This window comes from Phenylobacterium sp., assembly GCF_030651185.1.
Classification (GTDB): domain Bacteria; phylum Pseudomonadota; class Alphaproteobacteria; order Caulobacterales; family Caulobacteraceae; genus Phenylobacterium.
In genome coordinates this window covers 111,861-127,639 of sequence record NZ_JAUSCJ010000032.1, presented here as the reverse complement: position 1 = coordinate 127,639, position 15,779 = coordinate 111,861, and the positions used below count along the sequence as shown (strand labels likewise).

Below are 15,779 nucleotides of genomic sequence, written 5' to 3'. Positions count from 1 at the left end.
AATTTGAGGCGTCAGCGAAGCCATGAAGGTGCTCGTCCCCGTAAAGCGGGTGATCGACTACAACGTCAAGGCCCGGGTCAAATCCGACCAATCCGGTGTGGACCTTGCCAATGTGAAGATGTCCATGAACCCCTTCTGCGAGATCGCGGTCGAAGAGGCCGTCCGTCAGAAGGAAAAGGGCGTCGCCACGGAAGTCGTGGCCGTGTCCATCGGTCCGGCCCAGGCGCAGGAAACCCTGCGCACGGCGCTCGCCATGGGCGCAGACCGCGCGATCCTGATCCAGACCGACCAGGACCCTGAGCCCCTGGCCGTCGCCAAGCTGCTCGCCGCCATCATCGGCGAAGAGAGCCCCGACGTTGTGATCATGGGCAAGCAGGCCATCGACGGCGACAACAACGCCACCGGCCAGATGCTGGCGGCCCTGCTCGACTGGCCGCAGGCGACCTTCGCCAACTCCATCGAGCTCAACGCGGGCGACGCCAAGGTGGGCCGTGAGGTCGATGGCGGCATCCAGACCATCGATGTGACCCTGCCGGCGATCATCACCGCTGACCTGCGTCTCAACGAGCCGCGCTACGCCAGCCTGCCCAACATCATGAAGGCCAAGAAGAAGCCGCTGGACGTCAAGGAAGCCGCCTCGCTCGGCGTCGACACCGCCCCGCGCCTCAAGGTCATCAAGGTCACCGAGCCCCCGAAGCGCGGTGGCGGCATCAAGGTGGAAACCGCCGCCGACCTGGTCTCCAACCTCAAGACCGCGGGGGTGCTCTAATGGCCGTTCTCGTTATCGCCGATCATGACAATGCGTCCCTGAAGGACAGCACCCACAAGACCGTGACTGCGGCGCTCGCGCTGTCGTCCGACGTCGACATCCTGGTGGCCGGGTCCGGCGCCAAGGCCGTCGCCGAGGCCGCCGGCAAGATCGCCGGCGTCCGCAAGGTGCTGCTGGCCGAGAGCGATGCGCTGGGCCAGGGTCTGGCCGAGGCCGTCACCGCGGTCGTGGTCCCCCTGATGGGCGGCTACGACGCCGTCCTGACGCCCGCCACCTCGCAGGGCAAGAACGTCAGCCCCCGCATCGCGGCCAAGCTGGACGTCGCCCAGATCTCCGAAATCGTCGAAGTCGTCGACGGCTCCACCTTCGTGCGCCCGATCTATGCCGGCAACGCCCTGGAGACCGTCCAGTCCTCCGACGCCAAGAAGGTCATCACCGTCCGCGCCACCGCCTTCACGGCGGCCGGTGAAGGCGGCTCGGCCCCGGTCGAGAGCATCGGCGCCGGCGACGGCGCGCCCAAGACCAAGTTCGTCGACCAGCAACTGGTGAAGTCGGCCCGTCCCGAACTCGCCGGCGCCAAGATCGTCGTCTCCGGCGGTCGGGCCATGGGTTCGGCCGAGGAATTCCAGCGGGTCATCGATCCCCTGGCCGACAAGCTCGGGGCCGCCATCGGCGCGTCGCGCGCGGCGGTCGATGCGGGCTACGCCCCCAACGACTACCAGGTCGGTCAGACCGGCAAGGTCGTGGCCCCGGAACTGTATGTCGCCATCGGCATCTCCGGCGCCATCCAGCACCTCGCCGGGATGAAGGACTCCAAGATCATCGTGGCGATCAACAAGGACTCCGACGCTCCGATCTTCCAGGTCGCCGATTTCGGCCTGGTGGCGGACTACAAGACCGCCGTGCCGGAACTGATGGACGCCCTGACCGCCGCCGGGAAGTAGATGCGACTGCCGAAGGGCGAGTTGGCTATCGTCGATGACCGCAAGGTCATCGACTACCTTCTCTCCTCGACGCATCCTATCGGCCGCCATAAGGCCCAAGTCTTCAAAAGCGCCCTCGGCCTCACCGCCGAGGGCGCTGTCTTTTTCAAGGACGAACTTCGACGGGCGGCCATCGAAGGTGAAGCCGAGATAACAGGCGAAGACGCCTACGGCGTCCGCTTCCGGATCGACTTCCAATTGACGCTGAATTCAAAGACTGCGGTTATCCGCAGCGCTTGGCTATCGCCGGCCACAGATCAGCCGCCCGTCTTCCTGACCGCTTTTGTGGTATAAACACGCATGGTTGGACTGCTCGACATTGTGACTCTCAGGCGGTCGAAGCCCGATCTAGGCCTGGACGCAGGCCGACAAGGCGCGGTGATCCATGTCCACAGCGCTGACGCCTATGAGGTCGAGTTTGTTGACGACACGGGATCAATCGTAACCACACTGGGCGCGAGCGACGTGGGTCGGGTAGAACCCGGGCAGGACGTCGGCGCCGTCCACCTGGAACTGTACAGTGACCCAGGCGGAGCTTACCGCTGGCGCCTGGTGGCCGCGAACGGTGAGCTGATCGCCCACAGCGAATCCTACGGCAGCAAGGAAGACTGCCTGCGCGGAATTCAACTCGCCGTCCGGTCGATCCGCGAAGCGCCGATCCTGGATCGTACCGCCGCCTGACCAGAGGTCGGCTGGATCGACGAGAGCAAGGGGCGGTTCCGCGAGGAGCCGCCCCTTTTCGTTGCGCCTTGGGCGGCCAGATCGCGGCGTCCGGGCCACAGTCGCCCCCCCTCCTCACGCTGCGTCGCAGCAAAAGCCTTGGCGGCGCCGCACATCGCCATGTTAGAAACCCGTCATAAGCGGCGGCGGGTCAGGGGATACCGCCCCGCAGGATCGAAGGCTTAGGCGGCATGGTGGATATCAAGTCGGTCGGCGTCATCGGCGCTGGCCAGATGGGTTCGGGCATCGCCCACGTGGTCGCCCTGGGCGGCTATGACGTGCTGCTGCACGATGTGAGCGCCGAGCGGATCGAGACGGGCCTGGCCCAGATCCGCAAGAACATGACCCGCCAGGTGGCCCGCGGCATCATCACCCAGGAGGCGATGGACGCCGGGATCGCCCGCATCAAGTCCGCGCCGGAACTCCAGACCATCGGCGGCACCGACCTCGCCATCGAGGCGGCCACCGAGAACGAGGAGGTCAAGAAGTCGATCTTCAAGGCGCTCACCCCGCACCTCGGCCCCGACACCCTGCTGGCGTCGAACACCTCGTCGATCTCCATCACCCGCCTGGGCGCGGCCTCTGACCGGCCCGGCCGGTTCATCGGCCTGCACTTCATGAACCCGGTGCCGCTGATGAACCTCGTGGAGATCATCCGCGGCATCGCCACCGACGCGCCGACCTACGAGACCGCCGTCAACTTCGCCAAGTCGCTGGGCAAGACCACCGCCAACGCCGAGGATTTCCCGGCCTTCATCGTCAACCGCGTGCTGGTGCCGATGATCAACGAGGCGATCTACACCCTGTACGAGGGCGTCGGCACGGTGGACGCCATCGACACCGCCCTGAAGCTGGGCGCCAACCATCCGATGGGCCCGCTGGAACTGGGCGACTTCATCGGCCTGGATACGGTGCTGTCGATCATGAACGTGCTGTACGAGGGTCTCGCCGACTCCAAGTACCGCCCCTGCCCGCTGCTGGTGAAGTACGTCGAGGCCGGCTGGCTGGGCCGCAAGACCGACCGCGGCTTCTACGACTACCGCGGCGAGGTTCCGATCCCGACGCGATAAACCGGCGGGCGTTCTTCAGGCAGGAGACCTCGGCATGGATGTCCTGAAGACACGCCTCGCCAAGACGCTCGACCTTACCAACGCCCTGGCCGAAGGCCTCTCGGCCGACGCCCTCAAGAGCCACAATGGCAAGGCTCCCTCCAACCCCATCGGCGGGCAATTCTGGTGCTTGGTGGGCGCGCGGGAAAGCTATGCGCGCGCCTTTGAAGCCGGACGCTGGCGCGGTTTCTCCTGCAGCCTGGCGGAGCCCGACGCGCCGGCGGCCGTGCAGACCGCATTGGCAGCTTCGCGCGACCTGGTGCTGGAGCGGCTCGCCGCCGCACAGGGCGACCTGGACGAGGCCCGCCAAGGCATCCTGATCGACCTCATCGAGCACGAGGCCCAGCATCACGGCCAACTGATCCGCTATTTCTACGCCAACAACCTGCCCTTCCCGCCGACCTTCGCGAGCCGCTACGCGCTGTAGGGCGCCGGCGTTGCGTAGCTGACGGCATTGGCCGTTTACGGCGACGCTTCGAACGCACACAACAGGGGTCCGTTTCAGCAGGAGCCGCTCCGATGTCCGACACCCCTATCGCGGACTACATCATCGTCGGCGCAGGTTCGGCCGGGTGCGTACTGGCCAACCGCCTGAGCGCGGACGCCGCCAACACCGTTCTGCTGCTGGAGGCCGGCGGCGACGATCGGCCCACCAAGGAGCCGGGTCAGTTCCTCTCCAATGTGATGATCCACGTGCCGGTGGGCTACGCCCAGACCCTGAAGGATCCCAAGGTCAACTGGCTCTACCCCACCGAGCCCGATCCGGGCACCGGGGGCCGGGTGCATGTCTGGCCGCGCGGCAAGGTGTTGGGCGGCTCGTCGTCGATCAATGGCCTGCTCTATATCCGTGGCCAGCAGGCCGACTATGACGGCTGGCGGCAGCTGGGCTGCGAGGGCTGGGGCTGGGACGACGTCGCCCCCTATTTCAAGCGCTCGCAGCACCAGGAGCGTGGCGCCGACGCGCACCACGCCGTGGGCGGGCCGCTCAACGTCTCCGACGTCACCACCAAGCACCCGGTGTCCGACGCGGTGGTGGAGGCCTGCGTCGAGGCCGGCATCCCGCGCAACGAAGATGTCAACGGCGAGAACCAGGAGGGGGTCAGCTACTACCAGCTGACCGTCAAGAACGGACAGCGCCAGTCGGCGGCTGTGGCCTACCTGCACCCGGCCATGGGCCGCGCCAACCTCAAGGTCGAGACCCGGGCGCTCACCACCAAGGTGATCTTCGAGGGCAAGAAGGCCGTCGGGATCGAGTACCTGCAGGACGGCGTCCGCAAGATCGCCAAGGCCCGGCGCGAGGTGATCCTGGCCGGCGGGGCGATCAACTCGCCGCAACTTCTGCAGCTGTCGGGCATCGGTCCCGGCGAGCTGCTGCGCGACCATGGCATCGAGGTGATCGCCGACCTGCCCGGCGTCGGTGAGAACCTGCAGGACCACTACGTCATGGGGGTCACCTACCGGCTGAAGCCCGGCACCATCTCGGTCAACGAACTCACCAAGGGCCCGCGCTTCCTGGGCGAGATCCTGAAATACGCCTTCCAGCGCAAGGGGTTGCTGACGCTTTCGGCCGCCCACGTGGCGGCCTTCTGCAAGTCCCGGCCCGATCTGGCCGGTCCGGACATCCAGTTCCACATCCTGCCGGCGTCGCAGAACCTGGAAAAGGCGATGACCGAGGGCAAGATGGAGCTGGACGGCGCGCCGGGCCTGACCATCGCGCCCTGCCAGGTGCGGCCCGAGAGCCGGGGAAGCATCCACATCAAGTCTGCCGATCCGAGCGTCTATCCCGCCATCACCCCCAACTATCTATCCGACCCCCTGGACCAGGAGGTGGCGGTGGCCGGGCTGAAGTGGGCGCGCAAGATCGCCGCCCAGCCGGCGCTGTCCCGCTATATCGACCACGAGATGCTGCCAGGCCCCGACTTCACCAACGACGAGGCCCTGCTGGGCTATGCCCGCATGGCCGGGTCGACCATCTATCACCCGGTGGGTACCTGCCAGATGGGCTCTGGCCCCATGGGGGTGGTGGACGCCCAGCTGCGGGTGCGCGGTGTCGAGGGGCTGCGGGTCGTGGACGCCTCGGTGATGCCGCGCCTGGTCTCGGGCAACACCAATGCGCCCACCATCATGATCGCGGAGAAAGCCGCCGACATGGTTCTGGGGCGGGTCGCCGCGTCCAATTAGCGCTGGGCCGGCCGCTAATCGTTAATCCGTTCGACTTGCACCGGCGGCGCATCGGATACTGAGGAGCGATTCGGGCAGGCGGAACCATGCGACGGCTCACATTGGCGCTGCTTTCGGGCGCCTATCTCTGTGTTGCTCTGATCTTCGCCCTCCTCCTGTGGCGTAACGGGGGAGGCTGGGCGGCTGGCCTGGCCATGCTCGCGGCCGGATTCGCCCTTTGCTACACCTTCCACGGCCTGATCATGCACAGCCTGGAGAACGCCGCCCTGCGCCGGGAGCTGGAGAACATCCGCGAGGCCCAGCGCATCCTGATCGACCAGATGGAGCGCATGGATGCGCGCGTGGTCGAGGTGGTCGACACCGTCACAGATGACGCCGCCCGCCGGTCCGAGGCGCTGACCGGCGAGGTTCACATGCTGGAGGACCTGGTCCAGCGCATGGGCCAGCGGCTGGAGGAGCGGATGGTCCAGGCGCCGCCGCTGAGCGCCCGCCACGCCCCGCAGCACCGCCAGTCCGCCGCCCTGCTGGAAACCATCCGCGAGGCTCTGGCCGAGAACCGCGTCGACCTCTACCTGCAGCCGGTCGTGGGCCTGCCGCAGCGCCGGACGGTCTTCTACGAAAGCTTCTCGCGACTGCGCGACGAGACCGGCCGGGTGATGATGCCGGCCGAATACCTGGCCGTGGCCGAGCCCGAGGGCCTGGTCACCTCCATCGACAACCTGCTGCTGTTCCGCTGCGTGCAGATCGTCCGGCGGCTGGCCAAGACCGACAAGAAGATCGGCATCTTCTGCAACATCTCCACCTCCAGCCTGGCCGACGAGAGCTTCTTCCCGCAGTTCCTCGACCTGCTGGCCGCCAACCGCGACCTGGCCGGCGCCCTGATCTTCGAACTGGGCCAGGCCGCCTTCGACGCGCGCGGCGCGGTGGAGGCCCGCAACATGGGCAAGCTGGCCGACCTCGGCTTCCGCTTCAGCCTGGACAAGGTCGTGGACCTGGATCTCGACTTCCAGGACCTGGCCCGCTCGGACGTGAAGTTCCTGAAGATCGGCGCCCAGTTCCTGCTGAGCCAGCTGATGGAGACCGACGAGGGCCTGGTGCTGAAGTCGATGCCAGACCTGGCCGCCCAGGACTTCTCGACCCTGACCCGCCGTTACGGCGTGGAGATCATCGCCGAGAAGGTCGAGGAAGAGCGGCAGATCGTCGACATCCTCGAACTCGACATCGCCTATGGCCAAGGCCACCTGTTCGGCGAGCCGCGCCCGATCAAGGACGCGGTTCTGGCCGAGACCGATCCCCCCGCCGAATTCCTGCGCACCAACATGCGCCGCCGCGCCGGCGGCCGGCACTAGCATAAACACCGGTGTCATCCCGGTTTCCGCGTCAGCGGAAGACCGGGACCCAGAAGCACCGATCCCTCCAGCACGCCCCGCGCATATGGGTCCCGGACAAGCCCTGCGGGCTTTCCGGGATGACACAGGGTGGTGCGGCATTGACCGACTGACCTGGGGCCTTTACCGCCCGACCCCATGACCGCGCCCAAGATCGTCTCCGGACTCTCCGACCTCACTGACCGCTATGATGTGATCCTCTCCGACGTCTGGGGGGTGATCCACAATGGCCGCGAAAGCTTCCCCGCCGCCTGTGGAGCCTTGGCGACGTGGGGGGAGACCAAGCCGGTGGTGCTGATCTCCAACTCGCCGCGCCCCTCCCACTCTGTGATCCCGCAACTGGACGAGCTGGGGGTGCAGCGCGCCGTCTGGCAGGCCTTCGTCACCTCGGGCGACGCGACCCGCGTGCTGCTGCGCGAGCTGGCCCCGGGCCCCGCCTGGCGGGTCGGTCCCGACCGCGACGCGCCGCTCTATGAGGGCCTGGGCCTCGACTATGCCGACTACGACAAGGCCGCCTTCATCTCGGTGACCGGTCCCTATGACGACGAGGTCGAGGGACCTGGCGACTATCAGGAACGCTTCGAGGCCTGCGCCAAGCGCGGCCTGGTGATGACCTGCGCCAATCCCGACATCGTCGTGCAGCGGGGCGACCGGTTGATCTATTGCGGCGGGGCGCTCGCCCAGCTCTACGCCCAGCTCGGCGGCAAGGTGCTGATGGCCGGCAAGCCCTACGCGCCGATCTACGACCTGTGCCTGGTGGAGGCCGAACGTCTGCTGGGGCGGCCTGTGGACCGCGCGCGCGTGCTCTGCATCGGCGACGGCCTGCCCACGGATGTGAAGGGCGCCAACGACCAGGGCCTGGATGTCCTCTTCGTCGCCAGCGGCATCCACGGGGCCGAGACCATCGGAGCCGAGGGCTTGAATGCGCAGGCGGTGGAAGACCTGCTGGCCGCCGATGGCCTGACGGCCACCTACGCGATTGCGGACCTGGTCTGGTAGGTCCCCGCTCCTCCCCTCCCCCGAAAGGCGCTTCGCGCTGGGCGAGGAATTGGGAAGGCGCGTCGCTACTTCACCCGCTTCAGCGTGTCGGGCAGGCCCGATGGCCAAGCCTTGAGTTCCTTGTCGAGCACCTTCAGGGCCTCATCCTGACCCACGCGAAGGAAGGGCCGGCCACTGTCGGGCTTGTCGGGATCGAGCAGGTAGACCGTGGCGTCGGGGTCGACAGCGTCGCCGCGCAAGGTCCCCCACTTGCCGGTGCTGGTGAACGGCGCGCCGCGCTCCAGATAGGTCTCCACCAACCTGTAGGTCCCGTCGCCGGAATAGGGGGCGTCGCGGGTCAGGGTCAGCTCGGTGCGGAGGCCGGGGCAGTCGGCGCACGGCAGGTCGCCGGCGAACACCATGGTCATCGCGTCGGGCGATGGGATAGCGGCGGCGACCGGCGCCGGGGGCGGCTCAGGGGCCTTGGCCGCTTGCGGGGAACAGGCGGTCATCAACAACGCCAGGGCGAGGGCCAGGTATTTCATCGCGGGTCTCCCGATCGCTCTTGCCAGCTTGGCCGTCAGGTCCGATCTCGTCCAGGGCTTCGCTTGTGGACGCAAGGCCGCTAAGAAGCCCAACGGCCAGGGGACGCGCGCGTGCAGGGACTGTTCTTCGAAGATCTGAGTGTCGGCCAGAGCGCCGAGACCACCAAGGTCGTCACCGCCAATGACGTCGAGGCCTTCGCCGCCGTCTCCGGCGACACCAACCCCGTCCACCTGGACGAGGCCTATGCCCAGACCACCACCTTTCAGACCCGCATCGCCCACGGCATGCTGTCAGGGGCCTATATCTCAGCGGTGATCGGCACGAAGCTGCCGGGGCCGGGCGCCATCTATCTTTCCCAGTCCATGCGGTTCCGCCGGCCGGTGAAGCTGGGGGACGCCGTGGTGTCGCGGGTGACGGTGCAGGAACTCGACGCGCGCCGCGGCCACGCGACGCTGGCCACCGTCTGCCAGGTGGACGGCAAGACCGTGGTGGACGGCGAGGCGGTGATCATGGTCCCGCGGAAGGGCGCCTGATCTCCATGCGTATCGTTCACGACTGGCAGGACCTGGCCGAGCGCGATCGCGGCGCGGCGGTAGCCCTGGGAAATTTCGACGGCGTGCACCGCGGCCACCAGCAGGTGATCGCGCTGGCCGCCAAGGCCGCTGGCCAACTGAAGGCGCCGTTGGGAGTGGTCAGCTTCGACCCGCATCCGCGCCGCATCTTCCAGCCGAATTCGCCCTCCTTCCGGCTGATGCAGCCCGACCAGCAGGCCCGCGCCCTGGCCGGCCTGGGGGTCGACATCTCCTACGTCCTGCCCTTCACCCAGGAATTCGCCGAGATGAGCGACCGGGAGTTCGTGGTCGAGGTGCTGCACAAGGGCCTGGGTGTCCGCAACGTCGCCGTCGGCTTCGACATTTCCTTCGGCAAGGGCCGCACCGGCAGTCCCGAGACCATGGCCCGTTACGGTCTGGATCTGGGCTTCGGGGTCTCGGTGGCCCAGGCGGTGGGCGAAGGTAACGCCAAGTTCTCCTCCACCGCTGTGCGCGAAGTCCTGCGGGACGGCCATCCGGAGATCGCCGCATCGATCCTGGGGCGGCCCTTCGCCATCGAGGGCATGGTGGAGCACGGCCGCCAGCTTGGCCGCACCCTGGGCTTCCCCACCGCCAATGTGGCCCTGAAGGACTATGTCCTGCCGCGGTTCGGGGTTTATGCCACCCGCACACGCCTGCCCGATGGCCGCGAGATCGCCGGGGTCGCCAATATCGGCGTGAACCCCACCATCGATGGCGAGATCGCGCCGCGCCTGGAGGTCTGGCTGTTCGACTTCGACGAGGACATCTACGATCAGGTGATCGAGACCGACCTTGTGGCCTTCCTGCGCGACGAGGCCAAATTCAATGGCCTCGACCCCATGGTGGCCCAGATCCACGCTGACGCCGCCCAGGCCCGCGCGCTGCTGCTGCCGGAGATGTAGCGCGCAAAGGGCTCGCCGGACGCGCGCCCCTCTGCTATCTCGGCCCGCTATGACCTTGGTTCGGACATTGTCGCGAATTACCCGCCCGGCGTGACGCCGCCGGACGAAGCTCCAGCGCGCGCCGGGATCCCCCGCACTCTCGTTCTGAACTCCGCTGGAAAGCCCCATGGCCGACGACGCTGACAAGCCCGCGCGCGACTATCGCGAAACCGTCTTCCTTCCCGACACCCCGTTCCCGATGCGGGCGGGCCTGCCGGTCAAGGAGCCCGAGATCCTGGCCCGCTGGGCGAAGATCGATCTTTACAAGACCATCCGTGCGGAACGGCAGGCGGCGAACGCCCCGCTGTTCGTGCTGCATGACGGCCCGCCCTACGCCAACGGGGCCATCCACATCGGCCACGCCCTGCAGAAGACCCTGAAGGACTTCGTGGTCCGCTCACGGTTCGCGATGGGCTTCGACGTCGACTACGTGCCCGGCTGGGACTGCCACGGTCTGCCGATCGAGTGGAAGATCGAGGAAGAACTGCGCGGCCAGGGCCGCCGCAAGGACGAGGTCTCCAAGGCCGAGTTCCGCGAGCGGTGCCGCGAATACGCTGCCAAGTGGATCGACGTGCAGCGCGACGGTTTCAAGCGCCTGGGCGTCGTGGGCGACTGGGACAACCGCTACGCCACCATGGACTATTCGTCCGAGGCGGCCATCGTGGCTGAGTTCCACAAGTTCGTGACCTCCGGCCAGCTCTATCGCGGCTCCAAGCCGGTGATGTGGAGCCCCGTCGAGCGCACGGCGCTGGCCGACGCCGAGGTGGAATACGCCGACGTCAACTCGCCGACCATCTGGGTGAAGTTCCCGGTGATCGAGGGCAGCGACGCAGCCCGCGGCGCCAGCATCGTCATCTGGACCACCACACCCTGGACGATCCCGGCCAACCGGGCGATCAGCTACAACAACGACATCGCCTATGGCGTCTATCTCGTCGAAGCCATGGAAGAGGGCCTGGAGTTCGAGCCCTGGGCCAAGGCCGGCGACAAGCTGATCGTGGCCGACAAGCTGGCGCAGGACGTCTTCAAGACCGCCAAGATCACCAAGACCCGCCGGATCGAGACCTTCGACCCGCAGGGCGTCACCGCCGAGCATCCTCTGGCCGGGCTGGACAGCTACTACCAGTTCGCCGTGCCGCTGCTGGACGGCGACCACGTGACCGACGACGCCGGCACCGGCTTCGTCCACACCGCGCCGGGCCATGGCGCCGACGACTACCTGGTCTGGCTGGCGCACGGGCATCGCGAGATCCCCGAGACCGTTGATCCGGACGGCGCCTACTACGACCACGTCGCCCTGTTCGCCGGCCTCAAGGTGCTGGAGACCGAGGGCAAGAAGGTCGGCAAGTTCGGCCCGGCCAACGGCGCTGTGCAGGAAAAGCTGATCGAGGCCGGACGCCTGCTGGCGCGCGGCCGGGTGGAGCATTCCTACCCCCACTCCTGGCGCTCCAAGGCGCCGGTGATCTACCGCAACACCCCGCAGTGGTTCATCCGCATGGACGAGGCCATTGAGGATGCAGTCCACGACGGCAAGACCCTGCGCGAGACGGCGCTGAACGCCATCGAGGCCACCACCTTCTATCCGGCCGGCGGCAAGAACCGCATCCGCGCGATGGTGGAGAGCCGTCCCGACTGGCTGATCAGCCGGCAACGCGCCTGGGGCGCGCCCCTGGCCATGTTCGTCGACAAGGAGACGAACCAGCCGCTGGTGGACCCCGAGATGAACCGGCGGATCGTCGACCTGATCAAGGCCGAGGGCGCCGACGCCTGGTTCACCCGGCCGGTGACCGACTTCCTGGGGAACCACGATCCCGAGCGCTACGAGAAGGTCGAGGACATCCTCGACGTCTGGTTCGACAGCGGATCGACCCACGCCTTCACGCTTGAGAACCGCGAGCACACCCGCTGGCCCGCCGATCTCTATCTGGAGGGGTCAGATCAGCACCGCGGCTGGTTCCAGTCCTCGCTGCTGGAGAGCTCGGGCACGCGGGGCCGCGCGCCCTACGACGCCATCCTCACCCATGGGTTCACCATGGACGAGAACGGCGAAAAGATGAGCAAGTCCAAGGGCAACACCGTCGATCCCGAGGTGGTGATCCGCGAGTCCGGCGCCGAGATCATCCGGCTGTGGGCCTCGATGATCGACTATTCCGACGACAGCCGGATCGGCAAGACCATCCTGGCCACCACCACCGACGCCTATCGCAAGCTGCGCAACACCGTCCGCTACCTGCTGGGCGCGCTGGCCGGTTTCGAGGAGAGCGAGCGGGTGGCCCTGGAGGACATGCCGCCGCTGGAGCGGTTCATCCTGCACCGGCTGCACGAGCTGGATGGCCAGGTCCGCGGCGCCTACGATGCCTATCTGTTCCAGGACGTCAGCCGGCCGATCACCGAGTTCTGCCAGGTGGAACTGTCGCAGCTGTTCTTCGATATCCGCCGCGACGCCCTCTACTGCGACCAACCCAGCTCCCTGCGCCGCCGGGCCGCGCGCACGGTGATGGACGCGGTGTTCGAGCGCCTGACCGCGTGGTTGGCGCCGCTCATTCCCTTCACCATGGAAGAGGCCTGGACGACGCGGTTCCCGGATGCGCCCTCCAACTGCCAGCGGGTGTTCCCGGAGACCCCGGCGGCCTGGGCCAATCGGGCCGAGGCGGAACGCTGGTCCAAGATTCAGGCTGTGACCTCCGTGGTCACCGGGGCGCTGGAAGTCGAACGCCGCGAGAAGCGGATGGGCGCGGCGCTGGAAGCCGCCCCGGCGGTGCACATCTCCGACGCCAGCCTGCTGGCCGCCTTCGACGGTCTGGACGCCGCCGAGCTGTTCCGCACCAGCCAGGCGACCCTGACAGCCGGTGACGGCCCGGCCGGCGCCTTCCGTCTGGCCGAGACGCCCGGCGTCGCCGTTGACCCGGTCAAGGCTGAGGGCAAGAAATGCGCGCGTTCCTGGCGCATCCTTCCCGAGGTGGGGAGCGACGCGCGCTATCCGGAACTCTCGCTGCGCGACGCCGAGGCGGTCGCCGCCTGGGACGCTGAAAGGGCCTGACGCACGTGAAAGCCATCTCAAAGCACGGCTGGTCGGCCTACCTGCTCGCCGTCTCGGTGATCGTCCTCGACCAGATCTCCAAGCATCTCATCCTGGGCCTGCTGGGCACTGAGGCCGGGTCCAGCGTTCCGGTGGCCGGGCCCTTCAGCCTGACCCTGGTCTGGAACCAGGGGGTGAGCTTTGGCCTGTTCAGCGCCGAGCACGACCTCGTGCGCTGGGCGCTGACCGCCTTCTCCCTGATCGTGGCGATCTTCCTGGCCAACTGGGCGCGGACAGCCCTGCGCTGGCCCATGGCCCTCGGCCTCAGCCTGGTCATGGGCGGGGCGATCGGCAACGCCATCGACCGTGTGCGCTTCGGCGCGGTGGTGGATTTCCTCGACTTCCAGCGCCTGGGCTTCTTCCCCTGGGTGTTCAACGTGGCCGATGCGGCCATCACCGTCGGCGTGGTCTTCCTTTTGCTCGATTCCACGCGCAAGGAAGCTGCGGCCTGAAAGCGCGTTGGCGCTGATCGCCGTTTACGGTATCTGACTCTTCCATTCCGGCCGGGGGCGGCCAATCGGAGCCTATAGTTCATGAGCTTGAACCGAGTGATCGTCGCGACCGCCCTGATCGGGATGGTGGGTCTCACCGGCTGCGCCTCGTCCCGCAAGGCGCTGGGCATGACCAAGGTGACCCCCGACGAGTTCCGCGTGGTGTCCAAGGCGCCCCTGGTGGTGCCGCCCGACTACTCGCTGCGTCCGCCGGCCCCGGGTGAGCCCCGTCCGCAGGAACTGCAGCCCGAGAGCGCCGCGCGCAACGCCCTGCTGGGCCGCCGCGACGCCGAAGCCCGCACCGACGGCGAAAAGCTGCTGGTGACCAAGGCCGGCGCCGACAAGGCCGACCCGCTGATCCGCTACGTCGTGGACGACGAGGGCGGCGACCTGTCCCACAAGGAAAAGAGCTTCGCCGACAAGGTGATGTTCTGGAAGGACGGCAAGGCCAACGCCGCGGCGACCGCGGCGGCGGGCGACAATGTCGCCGCGCCGATCGATCCCGCCTCCGAAGCCGCCAAGATCCGCGAAGTCACGGGCGACAAGCCGGTGATCATCGCGCGTGAGAAGAGCACCCGGATCAAGCTGCCGGGTCTCTAGGCCTCCGAAACGCCTGCAGCGTCAGGAACGCGCCCAGCAGGAACAGCAGTAAGATGACCGCGTAGGTCGAAGCGCTCGCCGCCAATTGCGGCGCGCGTGGTGCGAACATGCGCAGGGTCCCGACCGCCAAGGCCGCCCAGCCCAGCAGGGTCACCAGCAGCGGCCAGCGAAGGCTCCAGACATTGTGGGTGCGCACGATCGCCAGGCCGGCCACAAACAGCATCAAGCCGTTCAGATAGACGAGGGTGGGGCTGACGCCGGCCCAGATGTCCAGGTTGAGGGCCTCGGAGGTGGTCATGACCATCAGGGTTGGCCCCGCCAGACCGGCGATATGTCTTGAGTCGGCCACGTCTTCCCTCCCAGGGTCCGTTGGCCCACAGCCTGACGCGCAGGGCCCCAGGTCGTGTTGACGGAGATCAACCGGCCTAGTCTTCGCCGGGCGTCTTCACCTCGAACCCCTGAGACTGGAGTTGGTCCAACACCCCGCCTTGCGCCAGGAGCGGGCGGAGCGGGATCACGGCGACGGCGTGGCCGGGGGTCTTCAGGGCCTTGGCGATGGCGGCCGCCTGGTCGGCCTTGAAGCGACGGTCCAGGGCCAGGGCGCCCGGAGCCGAGGCCAGGCATTTCTCGAACCCCCGCTCGGCGGTCAGCGCCCCGCGGACATCGCCGTCGGCCCAGGCCTGGGCGGCGCGACGGGCGGCCGACGGGCCGGCCTCGGCCTCGTCCAGGGCGTCGTCGAGGCAGGCCTGTTGGGCGGCCACCGGCGTGCGCACCACCTGGCCCAGCAGGGCGCCCGCATCATAGCTCTTCTCCTCCACCTTGATCCTGCGGGCCTTGGCCAGGCGGCGCACGGTCTTGGCCGGATCGGCGGCGGTGAGCTGGCTGGCCTGGCGGTAGTCGTCCACCAGGATCAGGCCGGCGGCGAGGCCGTTGGTCGTGCGGTAGCGGTCGGCGGGCTTGCCGCTGCGGGTGCGGACCGCCTCGAAGCGAGCCTTGAGCGCCGGCGGCAGGCTCGCCTCATAGGGCGTCCTGGAGCGCAGACGCAGCAGGTTGATCGCCGCGCCCGGCGCGCTGAACAGGCCGACGCTGACCTGGTTGAAGGGCAGGATCACCCGGTTGGCGCCCTCCAGCCGCCGCGTCAGCACGCTCTGGTCCCAGGCCAGGGATTTGGGCATCACCGAGGGCGCGCCCAGGACATAGACCGTGGTGTCGGCATCGAAGACCCGCCACCACGCCGGACCCGGCAGCAGGGCGGTGACCACCAGTTCCTCCACCAGCACCGCGTCGGGATCAGCGGGCGGGGTCTGGGCCGTGGCGGGAGCCGCCAGCAGAACGGCGGCCAGCGCGACCGACCTTGCGAACCTCATCTGCGGCGTCTCCCTGGAATCGTCCTATATATCCAGTCCGAGGACCTAGACCGTA

Annotated in this window: 17 protein-coding genes; 14 read left to right on the top strand and 3 right to left on the bottom strand. The window is 67.8% G+C overall.

The window, feature by feature from the left end:
• Positions 1-22 precede the first annotated feature (22 nt).
• The 9 genes from Q7J39_RS16355 (at position 23) to Q7J39_RS16315 (ending at position 8,149) form a co-directional block, all read left to right on the top strand.
• Positions 23-769, top strand: coding sequence for an electron transfer flavoprotein subunit beta/FixA family protein (locus Q7J39_RS16355; RefSeq protein WP_304827499.1), 747 nt, complete (start codon positions 23-25; stop codon positions 767-769).
• Positions 769-1,713 (top strand): electron transfer flavoprotein subunit alpha/FixB family protein, encoded by a 945-nt coding sequence (locus Q7J39_RS16350; RefSeq protein ID WP_304827496.1) that lies wholly within the window; start codon positions 769-771, stop codon positions 1,711-1,713. Before Q7J39_RS16355 ends, Q7J39_RS16350 begins: the two co-directional genes overlap by 1 nt.
• On the top strand, positions 1,714-2,046 hold the full coding sequence (locus tag Q7J39_RS16345) for a DUF6883 domain-containing protein (protein WP_304827493.1): 333 nt from the start codon (positions 1,714-1,716) through the stop codon (positions 2,044-2,046).
• 6 nt (positions 2,047-2,052) lie between these two features.
• Complete coding sequence (locus Q7J39_RS16340; protein ID WP_304827490.1) at positions 2,053-2,433, top strand: DUF1508 domain-containing protein; 381 nt, start codon at positions 2,053-2,055, stop codon at positions 2,431-2,433.
• A 230-nt stretch (positions 2,434-2,663) separates the two neighbouring features.
• Positions 2,664-3,542: a 3-hydroxybutyryl-CoA dehydrogenase gene (locus tag Q7J39_RS16335; protein ID WP_304827488.1), complete on the top strand. Its 879-nt coding sequence runs from the start codon at positions 2,664-2,666 to the stop codon at positions 3,540-3,542.
• Positions 3,543-3,576: 34 nt separating this feature from the next.
• Positions 3,577-4,008, top strand: a complete 432-nt coding sequence (locus Q7J39_RS16330) for a hypothetical protein (protein WP_304827485.1) — start codon at positions 3,577-3,579, stop codon at positions 4,006-4,008.
• A gap of 92 nt (positions 4,009-4,100) precedes the next feature.
• Entirely contained in the window at positions 4,101-5,762 is a 1,662-nt protein-coding gene (locus Q7J39_RS16325) for a GMC family oxidoreductase (protein WP_304827482.1), read from the top strand.
• A gap of 86 nt (positions 5,763-5,848) precedes the next feature.
• The gene (locus tag Q7J39_RS16320; RefSeq protein WP_304827478.1) at positions 5,849-7,111 is read left to right on the top strand and encodes an EAL domain-containing protein; all 1,263 of its coding nucleotides are present in this window, start codon (positions 5,849-5,851) and stop codon (positions 7,109-7,111) included.
• A gap of 177 nt (positions 7,112-7,288) precedes the next feature.
• Positions 7,289-8,149 carry a TIGR01459 family HAD-type hydrolase gene (locus Q7J39_RS16315; RefSeq protein ID WP_304827475.1) on the top strand — a complete coding sequence of 287 codons (861 nt, stop codon included), beginning with the start codon at positions 7,289-7,291 and terminating at the stop codon, positions 8,147-8,149.
• Between the two features lie 65 nt (positions 8,150-8,214).
• Here the strand turns inward: Q7J39_RS16315 and Q7J39_RS16310 are convergent, their stop codons facing one another.
• Positions 8,215-8,673 (bottom strand): copper resistance protein NlpE, encoded by a 459-nt coding sequence (locus tag Q7J39_RS16310; protein WP_304827472.1) that lies wholly within the window; start codon positions 8,671-8,673, stop codon positions 8,215-8,217.
• Between the two features lie 111 nt (positions 8,674-8,784).
• Here Q7J39_RS16310 and Q7J39_RS16305 point away from each other — a divergent pair, with 111 nt between their 5' ends.
• The 5 genes from Q7J39_RS16305 (at position 8,785) to Q7J39_RS16285 (ending at position 14,357) form a co-directional block, all read left to right on the top strand.
• Entirely contained in the window at positions 8,785-9,207 is a 423-nt protein-coding gene (locus Q7J39_RS16305) for a MaoC family dehydratase (RefSeq protein WP_304827469.1), read from the top strand.
• A gap of 5 nt (positions 9,208-9,212) precedes the next feature.
• Positions 9,213-10,148 carry a bifunctional riboflavin kinase/FAD synthetase gene (locus tag Q7J39_RS16300; protein WP_370690089.1) on the top strand — a complete coding sequence of 312 codons (936 nt, stop codon included), beginning with the start codon at positions 9,213-9,215 and terminating at the stop codon, positions 10,146-10,148.
• 166 nt (positions 10,149-10,314) lie between these two features.
• Entirely contained in the window at positions 10,315-13,227 is a 2,913-nt protein-coding gene (gene ileS / locus Q7J39_RS16295; protein ID WP_304827466.1) for an isoleucine--tRNA ligase, read from the top strand.
• Positions 13,228-13,232: 5 nt separating this feature from the next.
• The gene (gene lspA / locus Q7J39_RS16290) at positions 13,233-13,718 is read left to right on the top strand and encodes a signal peptidase II (RefSeq protein ID WP_304827463.1); all 486 of its coding nucleotides are present in this window, start codon (positions 13,233-13,235) and stop codon (positions 13,716-13,718) included.
• An 81-nt stretch (positions 13,719-13,799) separates the two neighbouring features.
• A complete protein-coding gene (locus Q7J39_RS16285; protein ID WP_304827460.1) occupies positions 13,800-14,357 on the top strand; it encodes a DUF3035 domain-containing protein in 558 nt (185 codons plus the stop codon).
• Here the strand turns inward: Q7J39_RS16285 and Q7J39_RS16280 are convergent.
• On the bottom strand, positions 14,338-14,706 hold the full coding sequence (locus tag Q7J39_RS16280; protein WP_304827457.1) for a hypothetical protein: 369 nt from the start codon (positions 14,704-14,706) through the stop codon (positions 14,338-14,340). The genes Q7J39_RS16285 and Q7J39_RS16280 overlap by 20 nt on opposite strands.
• Positions 14,707-14,782: 76 nt before the next feature.
• The gene (locus Q7J39_RS16275; RefSeq protein ID WP_304827454.1) at positions 14,783-15,724 is read right to left on the bottom strand and encodes a TraB/GumN family protein; all 942 of its coding nucleotides are present in this window, start codon (positions 15,722-15,724) and stop codon (positions 14,783-14,785) included.
• Between the last annotated feature and the right edge of the window lie 55 nt (positions 15,725-15,779).